Here is a 16,555-nt window from a genome sequence, read left to right as displayed (position 1 = left end):
TTATTCGATGACCTTGGCAACCACGCCGGCGCCTACGGTACGGCCGCCTTCGCGAATGGCGAAACGCAGGCCTTCTTCCATGGCGATCGGAGCGATCAGGGTGACAACCATCTTGATGTTGTCGCCCGGCATGACCATCTCGACACCTTCCGGCAGTTCGCAGTTACCGGTCACGTCAGTGGTACGGAAGTAGAACTGCGGACGGTAGCCCTTGAAGAACGGCGTGTGACGACCGCCTTCTTCCTTGCTCAGCACGTACACTTCGCCTTCGAACTTGGTGTGCGGCTTGATGGTGCCCGGCTTGGCCAGAACCTGGCCACGCTCGACATCCTCACGCTTGACACCGCGCAGCAGCACGCCAACGTTCTCGCCAGCACGACCTTCATCGAGCAGCTTGCGGAACATTTCAACGCCGGTGCAGGTGGTCTTGGTGGTCGCCTTGATACCGACGATCTCCACTTCCTCCTGAACCTTGACGATGCCGCGCTCGACACGACCGGTCACCACGGTGCCACGACCGGAGATCGAGAACACATCTTCGATCGGCATCAGGAACGGCTTGTCGATGGCGCGCTCGGGCTCGGGAATGTACGAGTCCAGGGTCTCCACCAGCTTGCGCACCGCGGAGACACCGATTTCGTTGTCGTCCTTGCCTTCCAGCGCCATCAGCGCGGAACCGATGACGATCGGGGTGTCGTCGCCCGGGAAGTCGTAAGTGGACAGCAGGTCGCGAACTTCCATCTCGACCAGTTCCAGCAGCTCGGCATCATCGACCATGTCGGCCTTGTTCAGGAACACGACGATGTAAGGAACACCTACCTGACGGGACAGCAGGATGTGCTCGCGAGTCTGCGGCATGGGGCCGTCAGCAGCCGAGCAGACCAGGATCGCGCCATCCATCTGGGCAGCACCGGTGATCATGTTCTTCACATAGTCAGCGTGGCCCGGGCAGTCGACGTGCGCGTAGTGGCGAATGGCCGAATCGTACTCGACGTGCGAGGTGTTGATGGTGATACCGCGCGCCTTCTCTTCCGGCGCGTTGTCGATCTGGGAGAAGTCACGAGCGGAACCGCCCCAGGTCTCGGCGCACACTTTGGTCAGGGCCGCAGTCAACGTGGTCTTGCCATGGTCAACGTGACCGATGGTGCCGACGTTCAGGTGCGGTTTGTTACGTTCGAATTTTTCCTTAGCCACGACAGTAAACCTCTTACTAAATGGGCTGAATCAACCTTGTTTTTTAACGATAGCTTCGGCGATGTTGGCCGGCGCCTCGGCGTACTTGGAGAACTCCATCGAGTAGCTCGCGCGACCCTGGGACATCGAGCGTACGTCGGTAGCGTAACCGAACATCTCGCCCAGCGGGACTTCTGCACGGATCACTTTGCCCGAAACGGTATCATCCATACCCTGGATGAGGCCGCGACGACGATTCAGGTCGCCCATCACGTCACCCATGTAGTCCTCAGGCGTCACGACCTCGACCTTCATGATCGGTTCGAGAAGCACGGCACCGCCCTTCTGGGACAGCTGCTTGGTGGCCATGGAAGCTGCGATCTTGAACGCCATCTCGTTGGAGTCGACGTCGTGGTAGGAGCCGTCGAATACGGTAGCCTTCAGGCCAAGCAGCGGATAGCCGGCGACAACACCGTTCTGCATCTGCTCCTCGATACCCTTCTGGATCGCCGGAATGTATTCCTTGGGAACCACACCACCTACGACTTCGTTCTTGAACTCCAGGCCTTCCTGACCTTCGTCGGCAGGCGCGAAGCGAATCCAGCAGTGACCGAACTGGCCACGACCACCGGACTGGCGAACGAACTTGCCTTCGATCTCGCAGGTATTGCGGATGGTTTCGCGGTAGGCCACCTGCGGCTTGCCGATGTTCGCCTCGACACCAAACTCGCGACGCATACGGTCAACGAGAATGTCCAGGTGCAACTCGCCCATGCCGGAGATGATGGTCTGGCCAGTTTCTTCATCGGTCTTGACGCGGAACGATGGATCCTCCTGGGCCAGCTTGCCCAGAGCGATACCCATCTTTTCCTGGTCGCTCTTGGTCTTGGGCTCCACGGCGACGGAAATTACCGGCTCCGGGAAGTCCATGCGCTCGAGGATGATCGGCTTCTCGATCGAGCACAGGGTGTCACCGGTGGTGACGTCCTTCATGCCGATGAGTGCGGCGATATCACCTGCACGACACTCCTTGATCTCCTCGCGCTGGTTGGCGTGCATCTGCACCATCCGGCCTACGCGCTCTTTCTTGCCCTTGACGGAGTTCATAACCGAGTCGCCCGAACTCAGCACGCCGGAGTAGACGCGCGCGAAGGTCAGGGTACCCACGAACGGGTCGGTGGCGATCTTGAACGCCAGCGCAGAGAACGGCTCTGCGTCGTCGGCATGACGCTCGTCGACCTGCTCTTCGTTGTCCGGATTGACACCCTGGATCGCCGGAATTTCAGTCGGCGCCGGCAGGAAATCGATGACAGCATCAAGAACAAGGGGCACGCCCTTGTTCTTGAAGGACGAACCGCAAACAGCCGGAACGATTTCACAGGCAATGGTGCGCTGACGCAGACCTTCCTTGATCTCCTCGTCGGAAAGCTCGCCTCCCTCAAGGTACTTGTTCATCAGCTCTTCGTTGGCTTCGGCAGCTGCCTCGACCATGTTGGAGCGATACTCTTCGGCCAGGGCCAGCAGCTCCGCAGGAATCTCTTCCTCGCGGTAGCTGGTGCCCTTGTCTTCGTCGTTCCAGTAGATCGCCTTCATCTTGATCAGGTCGATCTGACCCTGGAAGTTGTCCTCGGCACCGATGGCCAGCTGAACCGGAACCGGGGTATGACCCAGGCGCTGCTTGATCTGACCGACAACACGCAGGAAGTTGGCACCGGCACGGTCCATCTTGTTGACGTAGACGATCCGCGGCACGCCGTACTTGTTGGCCTGGCGCCACACGGTTTCCGACTGCGGCTCAACGCCGGAAGTACCACAGAACACCACGACCGCACCGTCGAGCACGCGCAGGGAGCGCTCCACTTCGATGGTGAAGTCCACGTGACCGGGGGTATCGATCACGTTGACGCGGTACTTGTCGTACTGACCGCGCGAACCCTGCCAGAAGGTTGTGACGGCTGCGGAGGTAATGGTGATACCACGCTCCTGCTCCTGCACCATCCAGTCGGTGGTCGCAGCGCCATCATGCACTTCGCCCATCTTGTGACTGAGACCTGTGTAGAACAGGATCCGCTCCGTCGTGGTGGTCTTGCCCGCATCGACGTGCGCGCAGATACCGATGTTGCGGTAGCGGTTGATCTGGGTAGTACGGGCCACAATGAGGTCCTCGTAAGTTGACGCTGAGTGTTAGAAACGGTAGTGCGAGAACGCCTTGTTGGCCTCAGCCATGCGGTGCACGTCTTCACGCTTCTTGACAGCAGAACCCTTGCCTTCGTACGCATCCATGAGTTCACCAGCCAGGCGCAGGGCCATGGACTTCTCGCCACGCTTGCGCGCCGAGTCCACCAGCCAGCGCATGGCCAGGGCATTGCGGCGGGAGGGACGAACTTCGACCGGAACCTGATAGGTAGCACCGCCTACACGGCGGGACTTGACTTCGACCAGCGGAGCGATGGCGTCGAGTGCTTTCTCGAAGACTTCCAGGGGGTCACTGTTCTTGCGGGTCTTGACGGTTTCCAGGGCACCGTAAACGATGCGCTCGGCAACGGCCTTCTTGCCGCTTTCCATCACGTGGTTCATGAATTTGGCGAGGATCAGGCTTCCGTATTTCGGATCGTCCAGAATCTCACGCTTGGCAGCTACACGACGTCTTGGCATTGATAAGCCCTCAAACGGTCTTCAGGTTAGCCCGGGACCATGGCAACGCGGCCACGCCCGACCTTACTCTTATCGACTTGGATTGGTAATGATTGGAATGCTTACTTCGGACGCTTGGCGCCGTACTTGGAACGACCCTGCTTACGATCCTTGACACCCGAGGTGTCCAGCGAACCGCGCACGGTGTGATAACGCACACCCGGAAGGTCTTTTACACGACCGCCGCGAATCAGCACGACGCTGTGCTCTTGCAGGTTGTGACCCTCACCACCGATGTAGGAAGTCACTTCGAAACCGTTGGTCAGGCGCACACGGCAAACCTTACGCAAGGCCGAGTTCGGCTTCTTGGGGGTGGTGGTGTATACACGGGTGCAAACCCCGCGACGCTGGGGGCAGCTCTGCAGCGCAGGAACGTCGCTCTTCTCGACGCTACGCTTGCGCGGCTGACGCACCAGCTGGTTGATAGTTGCCATCTACTAGCTCCACTGTTGTCTTACGACACAAACGAAAAATGGCTGGGCACAAACGGCCCGGCCAAATTAGGGGTACGAGAGTCTAAAGAGCTTCCCGCACACCGTCAAGGCAGGCCCCGGCGTACCGGGGCTACCTGGTTTAGCTACCGCTCGAGTTGAGCGCTTCGGTGAGCGCTGCCTCGACTTCATCGGCACTGACCCGCATCGGCTTGTCGGAGTCACGCTTGCGCTTGCGCTCGCTGTGGTAGGCCAGGCCGGTACCCGCCGGGATCAGACGGCCCACGACGACGTTCTCCTTCAGGCCGCGCAGGTAATCGCGCTTGCCGGTGACGGCCGCCTCGGTAAGCACGCGAGTGGTTTCCTGGAACGACGCGGCGGAGATGAACGACTCGGTCGACAGCGACGCCTTGGTGATACCCAGCAGCACGCGCTCGAACTTGGCCGGGAAGCGATCCTGGGCCCCCAATGCCTCGTTTTCCTCGAGAACCTGGGTCAGCTCCATCTGGTCGCCCTTGATGAAGGTAGAGTCACCGGACTCGCTCACTTCGACCTTGCGCAGCATCTGCCGCAGGATGGTCTCGATGTGCTTGTCGTTGATCTTCACACCCTGCAGGCGATAGACGTCCTGAATCTCGTTGACGATGTACTTGGCCAGCGCGCTGACGCCCAGCAGACGCAGGATATCGTGCGGGTTGCTCGGGCCGTCGGAGATGACTTCACCGCGGCCGACCTGCTCACCCTCGAAGACGTTGAGGTGACGCCACTTGGGAATGAGCTCCTCGTAAGGATCGCTGCCATCGTTCGGCGTGATCACCAGACGGCGCTTGCCCTTGGTTTCCTTGCCGAACGAGATGGTGCCGCTGATCTCCGCGAGAATCGACGGCTCTTTCGGCCGGCGCGCTTCGAACAAATCGGCAACGCGCGGCAGACCACCGGTAATGTCACGGGTCTTCGACGTTTCCTGAGGAATACGGGCGATGATGTCACCCACGTTAACCTCGGCGCCGTCGACGACACCGACCAGGGCGTTCGCCGGCAGGAAGTACTGGGCAGGTACGTCGGTACCTGGCAGCAGCAACTCCTTGCCATTGGCGTCCACGAGCTTGACCGCAGGACGGATGTCCTTGCCTGACGCGGGACGGTCCTTGGCGTCCATCACCTCGATGTTGGTGAGACCGGTCAGTTCGTCGGTCTGACGCTTGATGGTGATGTTTTCTTCCATGCCCACGAAGGACACCCAGCCCTTCATCTCGGTCACGATCGGGTGGGTGTGCGGATCCCACTTCGCCACGACCGTACCGGCATCGACCTTGTCGCCTTCCTTGATCGAAATCACGGCGCCGTAGGGCAGCTTGTAGCGCTCACGTTCGCGACCGAAGTCATCGGCCACCGCCAGTTCGCCGGAACGCGACACCGCCACCAGGGCGCCGTCGGCACGCTCGACGTACTTCAGGTTGTGCAGGCGAATGGTCCCGCCGTTCTTAACCAGCACGTTGTCGGCCGCCGAGGTCCGGCTCGCCGCACCACCGATGTGGAAGGTCCGCATGGTCAGCTGGGTACCCGGCTCACCGATCGACTGGGCCGCGATGACGCCAACGGCCTCACCGATATTGACCAGATGACCACGGGCCAGGTCGCGCCCGTAGCAGGACGAACAGATGCCATAGCGGGTTTCGCAACTGATAGGCGAGCGCACCACCACTTCGTCGATGCTGTTGAGCTCGATGAACTCGACCCACTCTTCGTCGACCAGCGTGCCGGCGGGGACCAGCATCTCATCCGTGCCAGGCTTGAGCACATCACGCGCTATCACACGACCAAGCACGCGTTCGCCCAGGGGCTCGACCACGTCGCCACCCTCGATGTGCGGCGTCATGATCAGACCCTGATCGGTGCCACAGTCCCGCTCGGTGACCACGAGGTCCTGCGCGACATCGACCAGACGGCGAGTCAGATAACCAGAGTTGGCGGTTTTCAGCGCCGTATCGGCCAGGCCCTTTCGAGCACCGTGAGTGGAGATGAAGTACTGGAGTACGTTCAAGCCTTCGCGGAAGTTCGCGGTGATCGGCGTTTCGATGATGGAGCCGTCCGGCTTGGCCATCAGGCCACGCATACCGGCCAGCTGGCGAATCTGGGCAGCGGAACCCCGCGCACCGGAATCGGCCATCATGTACATCGAGTTGAAGGATTCCTGATCGACCTCGTTGCCATTGCGGTCGACGACCTTCTCCTTGGACAGGTTGGCCATCATCGCCTTGGAAACTTCGTCGTTGGCCTTCGACCAGAGGTCGATCACCTTGTTGTACTTCTCGCCCTGGGTTACCAGGCCGGAGGCGTACTGGCTTTCGATCTCCTTCACCTCGTCGGTGGCCGCATCGATGATGTGCGCCTTCTCGTCGGGGATCACGAAGTCGTTCACGCCGATGGACACGCCCGACATGGTCGAATAGGCGAAACCGGTGTACATCAACTGGTCGGCGAAGACCACGGTGTCCTTCAGGCCGACCGTGCGATAGCACTGGTTGATCAGGCGGGAGATCGCCTTCTTCTTCATTGGCTGGTTGACCACCTCGAAAGGCAGGCCATCCGGCACGACCTGGAACAGCAACGCACGGCCGACGGTGGTGTCGACGATACGGGTGTTACGGGTCAGGCTGCCGTTCTTTTCCTTGACCACCTCGTTGATGCGCACCTTTACCCGGGCGTGCAGGGAGGCGTCACCCGAGCGGAACACCCGGTCGACTTCCTGCAGGTCGGCGAACACTCGACCCTCGCCCTTGGCATTCACCGCTTCCCGGGTCATGTAGTACAGGCCGAGAACCACGTCCTGGGACGGAACGATGATGGGCTCGCCATTGGCAGGCGAGAGGATGTTGTTGGTGGACATCATCAGCGCGCGCGCTTCCAGCTGAGCCTCGAGGGTCAGCGGTACGTGCACGGCCATCTGGTCACCGTCGAAGTCGGCGTTGTAGGCAGCACACACCAGCGGGTGCAGCTGGATCGCCTTGCCTTCGATCAGCACCGGCTCGAACGCCTGGATACCCAGACGGTGCAGGGTCGGGGCGCGGTTGAGCAATACGGGATGCTCGCGGATCACCTCGGCGAGAACGTCCCAGACCTCGGGTAGCTCACGCTCGACCATCTTCTTGGCGGCCTTGATGGTGGTGGCCATGCCGCGCGCTTCGAGCTTGCCGAAGATGAACGGCTTGAACAGCTCCAGCGCCATCTTCTTGGGCAGACCGCACTGGTGCAGGCGCAGGGTCGGGCCAACGGTGATGACCGAACGACCGGAATAGTCGACGCGCTTGCCCAGCAGGTTCTGCCGGAAACGACCCTGCTTGCCCTTGATCATGTCGGCCAGCGACTTCAGCGGACGCTTGTTGGAACCGGTAATGGCGCGGCCCCGACGGCCATTGTCCAGCAACGCATCCACTGCTTCCTGCAACATGCGCTTTTCGTTGCGCACGATGATGTCCGGTGCGGACAGGTCGAGCAGGCGCTTCAGGCGATTGTTCCGGTTGATGACCCGGCGATACAGGTCGTTCAGATCCGAGGTCGCGAAGCGGCCGCCATCGAGCGGCACCAGCGGACGCAGGTCCGGCGGGAGAACCGGCAGCACAGTCAGCACCATCCACTCCGGCTTGTTGCCGGAACCGTGGAAGGCTTCCATGAGTTTCAGACGCTTGGACAGCTTCTTGATCTTGGTCTCGGAGTTGGTCTGCGGAATCTCTTCGCGCAGGCGGCCAATCTCGTGCTCGAGGTCGATCTGGTTGAGCAGCTCGCGAACGGCTTCGGCACCCATGCGCGCATCGAAGTCGTCGCCGAACTCTTCCAGCGCCTCGAAGTACTGCTCGTCATTGAGCAGCTGGTTTTTCTCCAGGGTAGTCATGCCCGGATCGATGACCACGTAGCTCTCGAAATAGAGCACGCGCTCGATGTCACGCAGGGTCATGTCAAGCAGCAGGCCGATACGGGACGGCAGCGACTTGAGGAACCAGATGTGAGCCACCGGCGAGGCCAGTTCGATGTGCGCCATGCGCTCGCGGCGCACCTTGGCCAGGGCGACTTCGACCCCGCACTTCTCGCAGATCACGCCACGGTGCTTCAGGCGCTTGTACTTTCCGCACAGGCACTCGTAGTCCTTGACCGGGCCAAAGATCTTGGCGCAGAAAAGGCCGTCACGCTCAGGCTTGAACGTACGGTAGTTGATGGTCTCCGGCTTTTTGACTTCACCGTAGGACCAGGAACGGATCATTTCTGGCGACGCCAGACCGATGCGGATGGCATCGAACTCTTCGAGTTGACCCTGGTTTTTCAAGAGATTGAGCAAGTCTTTCAAGGCCTGTTCTCCTCACGGACCGGCGATGCCCGGGCTACCCGGACATCGCATGACGGTGCGTGTTATTCGGTTTCCAGTTCGATATCGATACCGAGCGAACGGATTTCTTTGATCAACACGTTGAAGGATTCCGGCATGCCGGCCTCCATGCGGTGATCGCCATCCACGATGTTCTTGTACATCTTGGTACGGCCGTTCACGTCGTCCGACTTCACGGTCAGCATTTCCTGCAGGGTATAGGCAGCACCGTAGGCTTCCAGCGCCCAGACCTCCATCTCCCCGAAACGCTGGCCACCGAACTGCGCCTTGCCACCCAGCGGTTGCTGGGTGACCAGGCTGTAGGAGCCGGTGGAACGCGCGTGCATCTTGTCGTCGACCAGGTGGTTCAGCTTCAGCATGTACATGTAACCGACGGTGGTCGGACGCTCGAAGGCGTTACCAGTACGGCCATCGTACAGGCGCATCTGTCCGCTCTCCGGCAGATCCGCCAGCTTGAGCATGGTCTTGATCTCGCTTTCCTTGGCGCCGTCGAAAACCGGAGTGGCGATAGGTACGCCCGCCTTCAGGTTGTTCGCGAGATCGATGATCTCCTGATCGCTGAAGGTATCCAGACTTTCCTGGCGACCGCCGATTTCGTTGTAGACCTGATTCAGGAACTCCCGCAGCTCGGCGATCTTGCGCTGCTCTTCGAGCATGCGGTTGATCTTTTCGCCGAGTCCCTTGGCCGCCAGGCCCAGGTGGGTTTCGAGAATCTGGCCGACGTTCATCCGCGACGGAACGCCCAGCGGGTTCAGCACGATATCCACGGGCACACCGTTTTCGTCGTGCGGCATGTCCTCGACCGGCATGATCACCGAGACTACACCCTTGTTACCGTGACGACCGGCCATCTTGTCGCCCGGCTGGATGCGACGCTTGATTGCCAGGTAGACCTTGACGATCTTAAGTACGCCCGGCGCCAGGTCATCGCCCTGCTGCAGCTTGCGCTTCTTGTCCTCGAACTTGTCGTCGAGCATGCGACGGCGATCAGACAGATAGGCCTGAGCCTTCTCCAGCTGCTCGTTGAGCGCGTCGTCTGCCATGCGCAGCTTGAACCACTGACCGTGCTCGAGCCCGTCGAGGATCTCGTTGGTGATCTCGGCACCCTTCTTCAGGCCCGCGCCACCTTCGGCAATCGCGCCGACCAGTGCGCTGCGCAGGCGCTCGAAGGTCGCACCCTCGACGATGCGGAACTCTTCATTGAGATCCTTGCGGATCTCGTCGAGCTGCATCTTCTCGATGGACAGCGCACGCGAGTCACGCTCGACACCATCACGGGTGAAGACCTGGACGTCGATGACGGTCCCCTTGGTGCCGGTCGGCACACGCAGGGAGGTGTCTTTCACATCGCTGGCCTTCTCGCCGAAGATCGCGCGAAGCAGCTTTTCTTCCGGGGTCAGCTGGGTTTCGCCCTTCGGCGTGACCTTGCCGACGAGGATATCGCCAGCACCTACTTCAGCACCCACGTAGACGATGCCCGCCTCGTCCAGCTTGTTCAGCGCAGCTTCACCCACGTTGGGTATGTCCGCGGTGATCTCTTCCGGGCCGAGCTTTGTATCGCGGGATACGCAGGTCAGTTCCTGAATGTGGATGGTAGTGAAACGGTCTTCCTGCACGACGCGCTCAGAGAGACAGATCGAGTCTTCGAAGTTGAAGCCGTTCCAGGGCATGAATGCCACGCGCATGTTCTGGCCCAGGGCCAGCTCGCCCATGTCGGTCGAAGGACCATCGGCCATGATGTCGCCACGCGAGACCGAATCGCCCTTGTTCACCAGCGGACGCTGGTTGATGCAGGTGTTCTGGTTCGAGCGGGTGTACTTGGTCAGGTTGTAGATGTCGACGCCGGCCTCACCGGTTTCGACTTCGTCGTCATTGACCCGTACCACGATACGGCTGGCATCGACCGAATCGATGACGCCGCCGCGACGCGCCACGACGCAGACACCCGAGTCACGGGCGACGTTGCGCTCCATGCCGGTGCCTACCAGCGGCTTGTCGGCACGCAGGGTGGGTACCGCCTGACGCTGCATGTTCGAGCCCATCAGCGCCCGGTTGGCGTCGTCGTGCTCGAGGAATGGGATCAGCGAGGCAGCAACCGACACCACCTGACGCGGCGATACGTCCATCAGGGTGACGTCTTCTGGCGCCTTGACGGTGAATTCGTTGACGTGACGCACGGTGACCAGTTCGTCGATCAGGCGTCCATCGGCGTCCAGCGTAGCCGACGCCTGTGCGATGACATGATCCGACTCCTCGATCGCCGACAGGTAGACGATCTCGTCAGTGACCTGTCCGTCCTTCACCACGCGATACGGGCTTTCCAGAAAGCCGTACTGGTTGGTACGCGCATAGGCGGCCAGGGAGTTGATCAGACCGATGTTCGGGCCTTCTGGCGTTTCGATCGGGCACACGCGGCCGTAATGCGTCGGGTGCACGTCACGCACCTCGAAACCGGCACGCTCACGGGTCAGACCGCCCGGGCCAAGCGCGGACACGCGGCGCTTGTGGGTGATCTCGGACAGGGGATTGTTCTGGTCCATGAACTGGGACAGCTGGCTCGAGCCGAAGAACTCCTTCACCGCGGCCGCAACCGGCTTGGCGTTGATCAGGTCTTGCGGCATCAGGCCTTCGCTTTCGGCCATAGACAGGCGTTCCTTGACCGCACGCTCGACGCGCACCAGGCCAACACGGAACTGGTTCTCGGCCATCTCGCCTACGCAGCGGACGCGACGGTTGCCGAGGTGGTCGATGTCGTCCACCACACCCTTCCCGTTACGGATGTCGACCAGGGTCTTGAGCACCGCAACGATGTCCTCCCGGCTCAGTACGCCCGGCCCTTCGATCTCGGTACGACCGATGCGGCGGTTGAACTTCATCCGGCCTACGGCGGAAAGATCGTAACGCTCGGCGCTGAAGAACAGGTTGTTGAACAGCGTTTCGGCGGCATCCTTGGTCGGTGGCTCGCCAGGACGCATCATCCGATAGATTTCCACCAGGGCATCGAGCTGATTGCCGGTGGAATCGATCTTCAGCGTGTCGGAGATGAACGGACCGCAATCGATGTCGTTGGTGTACAGGGTCTCGAACCGCACCACCTGAGCCTTCACCAACTTGGCCAGCACTTCGGTGGTAAGTTCGGTGTTGCACTCGGCAATGATCTCGCCCGTGGCCGGGTGCACGATCGCTTTGGCAATGGTGCGGCCGAGGACGTAGTCCATCGGCATCTCGAGTTCCTTGATGCCGGACTTGTCGAGCTGGTTGATATGCCGCGCGGTGATACGGCGGCCCTGCTCGACGATCAGCTTGCCGCTCGGATCGGTAATGTCGAAGGATGCGATCTCGCCCCGCAGGCGCTGAGGCACCAGTTCGAGCGCAAGCTGCTCGCCACGGACATGGAACACGTTGGTGTCGTAGAAGGCGTCGAGCACTTCTTCGGTGGTGTAACCGAGCGCGCGCAACAGCACGGTCGCCGGCAGCTTGCGGCGACGGTCGATACGCACGAACACGGCATCCTTGGGATCGAACTCGAAGTCCAGCCAGGAGCCGCGGTAGGGAATGATGCGCGCGGAATACAGAAGCTTCCCGGAGCTGTGCGTCTTGCCGCGGTCATGGTCGAAGAACACGCCCGGCGAACGGTGCAGCTGGGAAACGATCACGCGCTCGGTACCATTGATGATGAAGGTACCGTTCTCGGTCATCAGGGGAATTTCCCCCATGTAGACTTCTTGCTCCTTGATGTCCTTGATCGCTTTGTTCGACGACTCCTTGTCGAAGATGATCAAGCGCACTTTGACCCGGAGCGGCACGGCAAAGGTCACGCCCCGCAGGACGCATTCCTTCACATCGAAAGCCGGCTCGCCCAGGCGATAACCAACGTACTCCAGCGCAGCGTTGCCGGAATAGCTGATGATCGGGAACACGGATTTGAAGGCCGCATGCAAGCCGACATCGCGCAACTTTTCTTTGGACCCTCCCGCCTGCAGGAATTCGCGATACGAATCCAACTGGATGGCCAGGAGATAAGGCACATCCATTACGTGCGGCAACTTGCTAAAGTCCTTGCGGATACGTTTTTTCTCAGTGTATGAGTAAGCCATCAGCGTTCCCCAGCTTGGTCACCTGCTTGTTTGGCCCTCCCCGGCGGGAGTAGCCTGAAAATCTTGCGAATCCCATGGTTCGCCCCACCCTTGGGTGGCTACCGCAACCTTCAAGGCAACCGATCATGGGTCGGCCACCTACAACGGAAAAAGGCCGGTGGCCAAAGCCACCAGCCATCAGCCTTGTGCGCGAAGCTCCGGCTGTTGACGCAAGGTCTTCGCTTACTTGAGCTCGACTTTGGCGCCAGCTTCTTCCAGGGACTTCTTGGCCGCTTCGGCCTCTTCCTTGGAAACGCCTTCCTTCACAACGCCCGGGGCGCCGTCTACGACAGCCTTGGCTTCTTTCAGGCCCAGACCGGTCAGTTCGCGAACTGCCTTGATCACGTTGACCTTTTTCTCGCCAGTCTCGGCCAGAACGACGGTGAACTCGGTCTGCTCTTCAGCAACCGGGGCAGCGGCAGCCGGACCGGCAGCAGCAGCGGCAGCAGCGGTAACACCGAACTTCTCTTCCATCGCCTTGATCAGGTCGACAACCTGCATGACGGACATTTCGGATACGGCGTTGATGATGTCTTCGTTGGTCAGAGCCATGACGCTAATTCCTGTAGATTGGTAGATGGCTTGCGGCCATCGAAATTCATTGACGATAGGTCGAAAGGCAACCTGCTATCAGGCAGCTGCGCCTTCTTTCTGGTCGCGAATTGCTGCCAGCGTACGAGCCAGCTTGCTGGTAGCGCCTTGCATGACGCTCATCAGCTGCGAAATCGCTTCGTCGTAAGTCGGCAGGGTTGCCAGCATGTCGATCTGATTGGCTGCAATCAGCTTGCCTTCAAAGGCTGCGGCCTTGATCTCGAACTTGTCCTGACCCTTGGCGAACTCCTTGAAAATACGGGCAGCAGCGCCCGGATGTTCATTGGAGAAAGCGATGAGGGTCGGGCCCTTGAACGCGTCATTCAGCACGGCGAAATCAGTGCCTTCAACAGCGCGACGTGCGAGGGTGTTGCGTACGACCTTGACGTACACACCAGCCTCACGGGCCTCTTTACGGAGTCCGGTCATAGCGCCTACAGTCACACCACGGGCATCAGCCACGACAGCGGAAAGGGCAGCTTTGGCAGCCTCGTTGACTTCAGCGACGATGGCCTTCTTGTCTTCGAGTTTAATTGCCACGGGGTTCACTCCTGGATGGTACCGATACATCCGGCAAAGCCGGACGGTGTTGGTGTCTGATTCACGAAGAATCGGGAGCACCTCTGCGTAGGCTGGAGAGGATCTCCTCCCGCATTTAAGGCTCGCGCCACCTACGGTCTTGGAAAGCCCCCGCCAGGCAGGGACCCCAATTCAGCAATCGCGCCGCTCATAAACGGCGCGACCTTGATTCACTTAGGCGTCGAGCGAAGCCTGGTCAATGACCAGCCCCGGGCCCATGGTGGAGCTCAGCGTGACGCGCTTGACGTAGACACCCTTGGAAGTCGACGGCTTCAGACGCTTGAGATCTGCCACCAGCGCTTCCACGTTCTGCTTCAGTTTGACCGGCTCGAAATCGACCTTGCCGACCGAGGCATGAATGATGCCGTTCTTGTCGGTACGGAAGCGCACCTGGCCAGCCTTGGCATTCCTGACTGCGGTAGCGACGTCGGGGGTAACGGTACCCACCTTCGGGTTCGGCATCAGGCCGCGAGGACCAAGGATCTGGCCCAGTTGACCTACCACGCGCATCGCGTCCGGAGAAGCGATCACCACGTCGTAGCTCAGATCACCGCCTTTCATTTCAGCGGCCAGCTCGTCCATGCCCACACGCTCTGCACCAGCGGCCAGCGCGGCCTCGGCGTTGGCGCCCTGGGCGAAAACGGCCACACGAACCGACTTGCCGGTACCGTTCGGCAGAACGGTCGCGCCACGCACGACCTGGTCGGATTTACGTGGATCGACGCCCAGGTTGATGGCGATGTCCACCGACTCCTTGAACTTGGCGGCAGACAGCTCAGCCAAGAGCTGCGCAGCGTCTTCGAAAGCGTACTGCTTGCCAGCTTCAACCTTCGAAGCGATTACCTTTTGACGCTTGGTCAGCTTGCCCATTTACACGCCCTCCACGTTCAGGCCCATGCTGCGAGCGGAACCAGCGATGGTCCGGACAGCAGCTTCAAGATCGGCAGCAGTGAGATCGGCCTGCTTGGTCTTGGCGATCTCTTCCAGCTGAGCACGGGTAACAGTGCCAACCTTCTGGGTGTTGGGGCGCGCAGAGCCGCTGGCAATGCCGGCAGCTTTCTTCAGCAGAACGGCAGCCGGAGTGCTCTTGGTAACGAAAGTGAAGCTGCGGTCACTGTAAACAGTAATGATCACCGGAGTCGGCAGACCAGGCTCCATGCCCTGGGTCTTGGCGTTGAACGCCTTGCAGAACTCCATGATGTTCACCCCGTGCTGGCCCAGTGCAGGACCTACTGGCGGTGACGGGTTGGCCTGGGCGGCCTTAACTTGCAGCTTGATGTAAGCCGTGATCTTCTTAGCCATAGCTACTCCGTAATGGGTTTAGCGCCTTTCGGCTCCCCTTCAGTTTTATCCCTGTGACGACAAAACCCCGCAGCAAAACTGCGGGGTCAGGGACCAGTATCTGTCTAGGCCTTTTCGACCTGACTGAACTCGAGCTCGACCGGTGTGGAGCGACCAAAAATGATCACCGCCACCTGGATGCGACTCTTTTCGTAATTCACTTCTTCGACTACACCATTGAAATCCGCGAACGGCCCATCGGTGACACGCACCACCTCGCCCGGCTCAAACAGTGTCTTGGGACGCGGCTTGTCGCTTCCATCGGCTACGCGACGGAGGATAGCCTCAGCCTCGCGATCGGTAATGGGCGCCGGCTTGTCGGCCGTACCACCAATGAAACCCATGACGCGCGGTGTATCCTTGACCAGGTGCCAGGTGCCTTCATTCATGTCCATCTGGACCAGCACGTAGCCCGGAAAGAACTTGCGCTCACTCTTGCGCTTCTGACCGTTCCGCATCTCGACGACCTCTTCGGTCGGAACGAGGATCTCGCCGAACTCATCTTCCATACCGGCGAGCTTGACGCGCTCGATCAGCGAGCGCATCACATGCTTCTCGTATCCGGAGTAAGCATGCACAACGTACCAACGCTTAGTCACGAGACACCCTTAACGTACGATGAAAGAAACCAACCAACCCAGCAGGGAATCGAGCCCCCACAAGATCAGCGCCATGACCAAGACCACAGCGACCACGATCAGGGTTGTCTGAGTCGTCTCCTGGCGCGTAGGCCAGACGACCTTGCGCATCTCGGTGCGCGCTTCCTTCAGAAGATCGAAGAAGGCCTTGCCTTTGGCAGTCTGGAAGGCAACGAACGCAGCAACCGCCGCGAGCGCCAACAGCACCAGGACTCGATACAGAAGAGGCTCGGCAGAGTAGTATTGGTTACCTACCACTCCAGCCACAACCAAAGCACCAACGACCAGCCATTTAGCCAAATCGAGGCGCGAACCTTTGGCTTCAGCCTTGACATTCATTTGCGAGAACCCTGTAAAGACCGCCAGCTCAAGGTTTGAAGCTGGCAGGCCAGGAGGGAATCGAACCCCCAACCTGCGGTTTTGGAGACCGCCGCTCTGCCAATTGAGCTACTGGCCTATGAAGAGTCAGGCCGACCATTATGCCGGCCCGATAAGAACAGATCAAGCTTTTATTCGATGACCTTGGCAACCACGCCGGCGCCTACGGTACGGCCGCCTTCGCGAATGGCGAAACGCAGGCCTTCTTCCATG

13 protein-coding genes and 1 tRNA gene are annotated in these 16,555 nt (G+C 60.2%); all 14 read right to left on the bottom strand.

Translation table 11 applies throughout. From position 1 onward, the window contains the following. Positions 1–1,194 (bottom strand): elongation factor Tu, encoded by a 1,194-nt coding sequence (gene tuf / locus ACFOMF_RS03985; protein WP_386361477.1) that lies wholly within the window; start codon positions 1,192–1,194, stop codon positions 1–3. Between the two features lie 30 nt (positions 1,195–1,224). Then, complete coding sequence (gene fusA, locus ACFOMF_RS03980; protein WP_386361475.1) at positions 1,225–3,327, bottom strand: elongation factor G; 2,103 nt, start codon at positions 3,325–3,327, stop codon at positions 1,225–1,227. Positions 3,328–3,357: 30 nt separating this feature from the next. After that, entirely contained in the window at positions 3,358–3,828 is a 471-nt protein-coding gene (rpsG, locus tag ACFOMF_RS03975) for a 30S ribosomal protein S7 (RefSeq protein ID WP_386361473.1), read from the bottom strand. A 101-nt stretch (positions 3,829–3,929) separates the two neighbouring features. Further along, positions 3,930–4,301 (bottom strand): 30S ribosomal protein S12, encoded by a 372-nt coding sequence (gene rpsL / locus ACFOMF_RS03970; RefSeq protein ID WP_386361471.1) that lies wholly within the window; start codon positions 4,299–4,301, stop codon positions 3,930–3,932. 139 nt (positions 4,302–4,440) lie between these two features. Continuing rightward, positions 4,441–8,640 carry a DNA-directed RNA polymerase subunit beta' gene (gene rpoC, locus ACFOMF_RS03965; RefSeq protein WP_386361469.1) on the bottom strand — a complete coding sequence of 1,400 codons (4,200 nt, stop codon included), beginning with the start codon at positions 8,638–8,640 and terminating at the stop codon, positions 4,441–4,443. 62 nt (positions 8,641–8,702) lie between these two features. Continuing rightward, positions 8,703–12,776 carry a DNA-directed RNA polymerase subunit beta gene (rpoB, locus tag ACFOMF_RS03960; RefSeq protein WP_386361467.1) on the bottom strand — a complete coding sequence of 1,358 codons (4,074 nt, stop codon included), beginning with the start codon at positions 12,774–12,776 and terminating at the stop codon, positions 8,703–8,705. Positions 12,777–12,998: 222 nt separating this feature from the next. Then, positions 12,999–13,367: a 50S ribosomal protein L7/L12 gene (rplL, locus tag ACFOMF_RS03955; protein WP_386361465.1), complete on the bottom strand. Its 369-nt coding sequence runs from the start codon at positions 13,365–13,367 to the stop codon at positions 12,999–13,001. A gap of 78 nt (positions 13,368–13,445) precedes the next feature. After that, positions 13,446–13,946: a 50S ribosomal protein L10 gene (rplJ, locus tag ACFOMF_RS03950; protein ID WP_386361464.1), complete on the bottom strand. Its 501-nt coding sequence runs from the start codon at positions 13,944–13,946 to the stop codon at positions 13,446–13,448. 213 nt (positions 13,947–14,159) lie between these two features. Further along, entirely contained in the window at positions 14,160–14,855 is a 696-nt protein-coding gene (gene rplA / locus ACFOMF_RS03945) for a 50S ribosomal protein L1 (RefSeq protein WP_386361462.1), read from the bottom strand. Further along, positions 14,856–15,287 carry a 50S ribosomal protein L11 gene (gene rplK / locus ACFOMF_RS03940; RefSeq protein ID WP_386361460.1) on the bottom strand — a complete coding sequence of 144 codons (432 nt, stop codon included), beginning with the start codon at positions 15,285–15,287 and terminating at the stop codon, positions 14,856–14,858. A gap of 104 nt (positions 15,288–15,391) precedes the next feature. After that, on the bottom strand, positions 15,392–15,925 hold the full coding sequence (gene nusG, locus ACFOMF_RS03935; RefSeq protein ID WP_386361458.1) for a transcription termination/antitermination protein NusG: 534 nt from the start codon (positions 15,923–15,925) through the stop codon (positions 15,392–15,394). 9 nt (positions 15,926–15,934) lie between these two features. After that, positions 15,935–16,303 (bottom strand): preprotein translocase subunit SecE, encoded by a 369-nt coding sequence (gene secE, locus ACFOMF_RS03930; RefSeq protein ID WP_386361456.1) that lies wholly within the window; start codon positions 16,301–16,303, stop codon positions 15,935–15,937. Positions 16,304–16,345: 42 nt separating this feature from the next. Further along, positions 16,346–16,421: transfer RNA gene (locus ACFOMF_RS03925), tRNA-Trp, on the bottom strand. Positions 16,422–16,473: 52 nt separating this feature from the next. Continuing rightward, on the bottom strand, positions 16,474–16,555 hold an 82-nt coding region (locus tag ACFOMF_RS03920), incomplete at its 5' end, for an EF-Tu C-terminal domain-related protein (RefSeq protein ID WP_449342984.1).

Source organism: Stutzerimonas tarimensis, from assembly GCF_042648805.1.
In the GTDB taxonomy this organism is placed as follows: Bacteria; Pseudomonadota; Gammaproteobacteria; order Pseudomonadales; family Pseudomonadaceae; genus Azomonas; species Azomonas tarimensis.
Note: the sequence above shows the minus strand (reverse complement) of the source record. Positions and strands in the feature narration are given on the sequence as shown.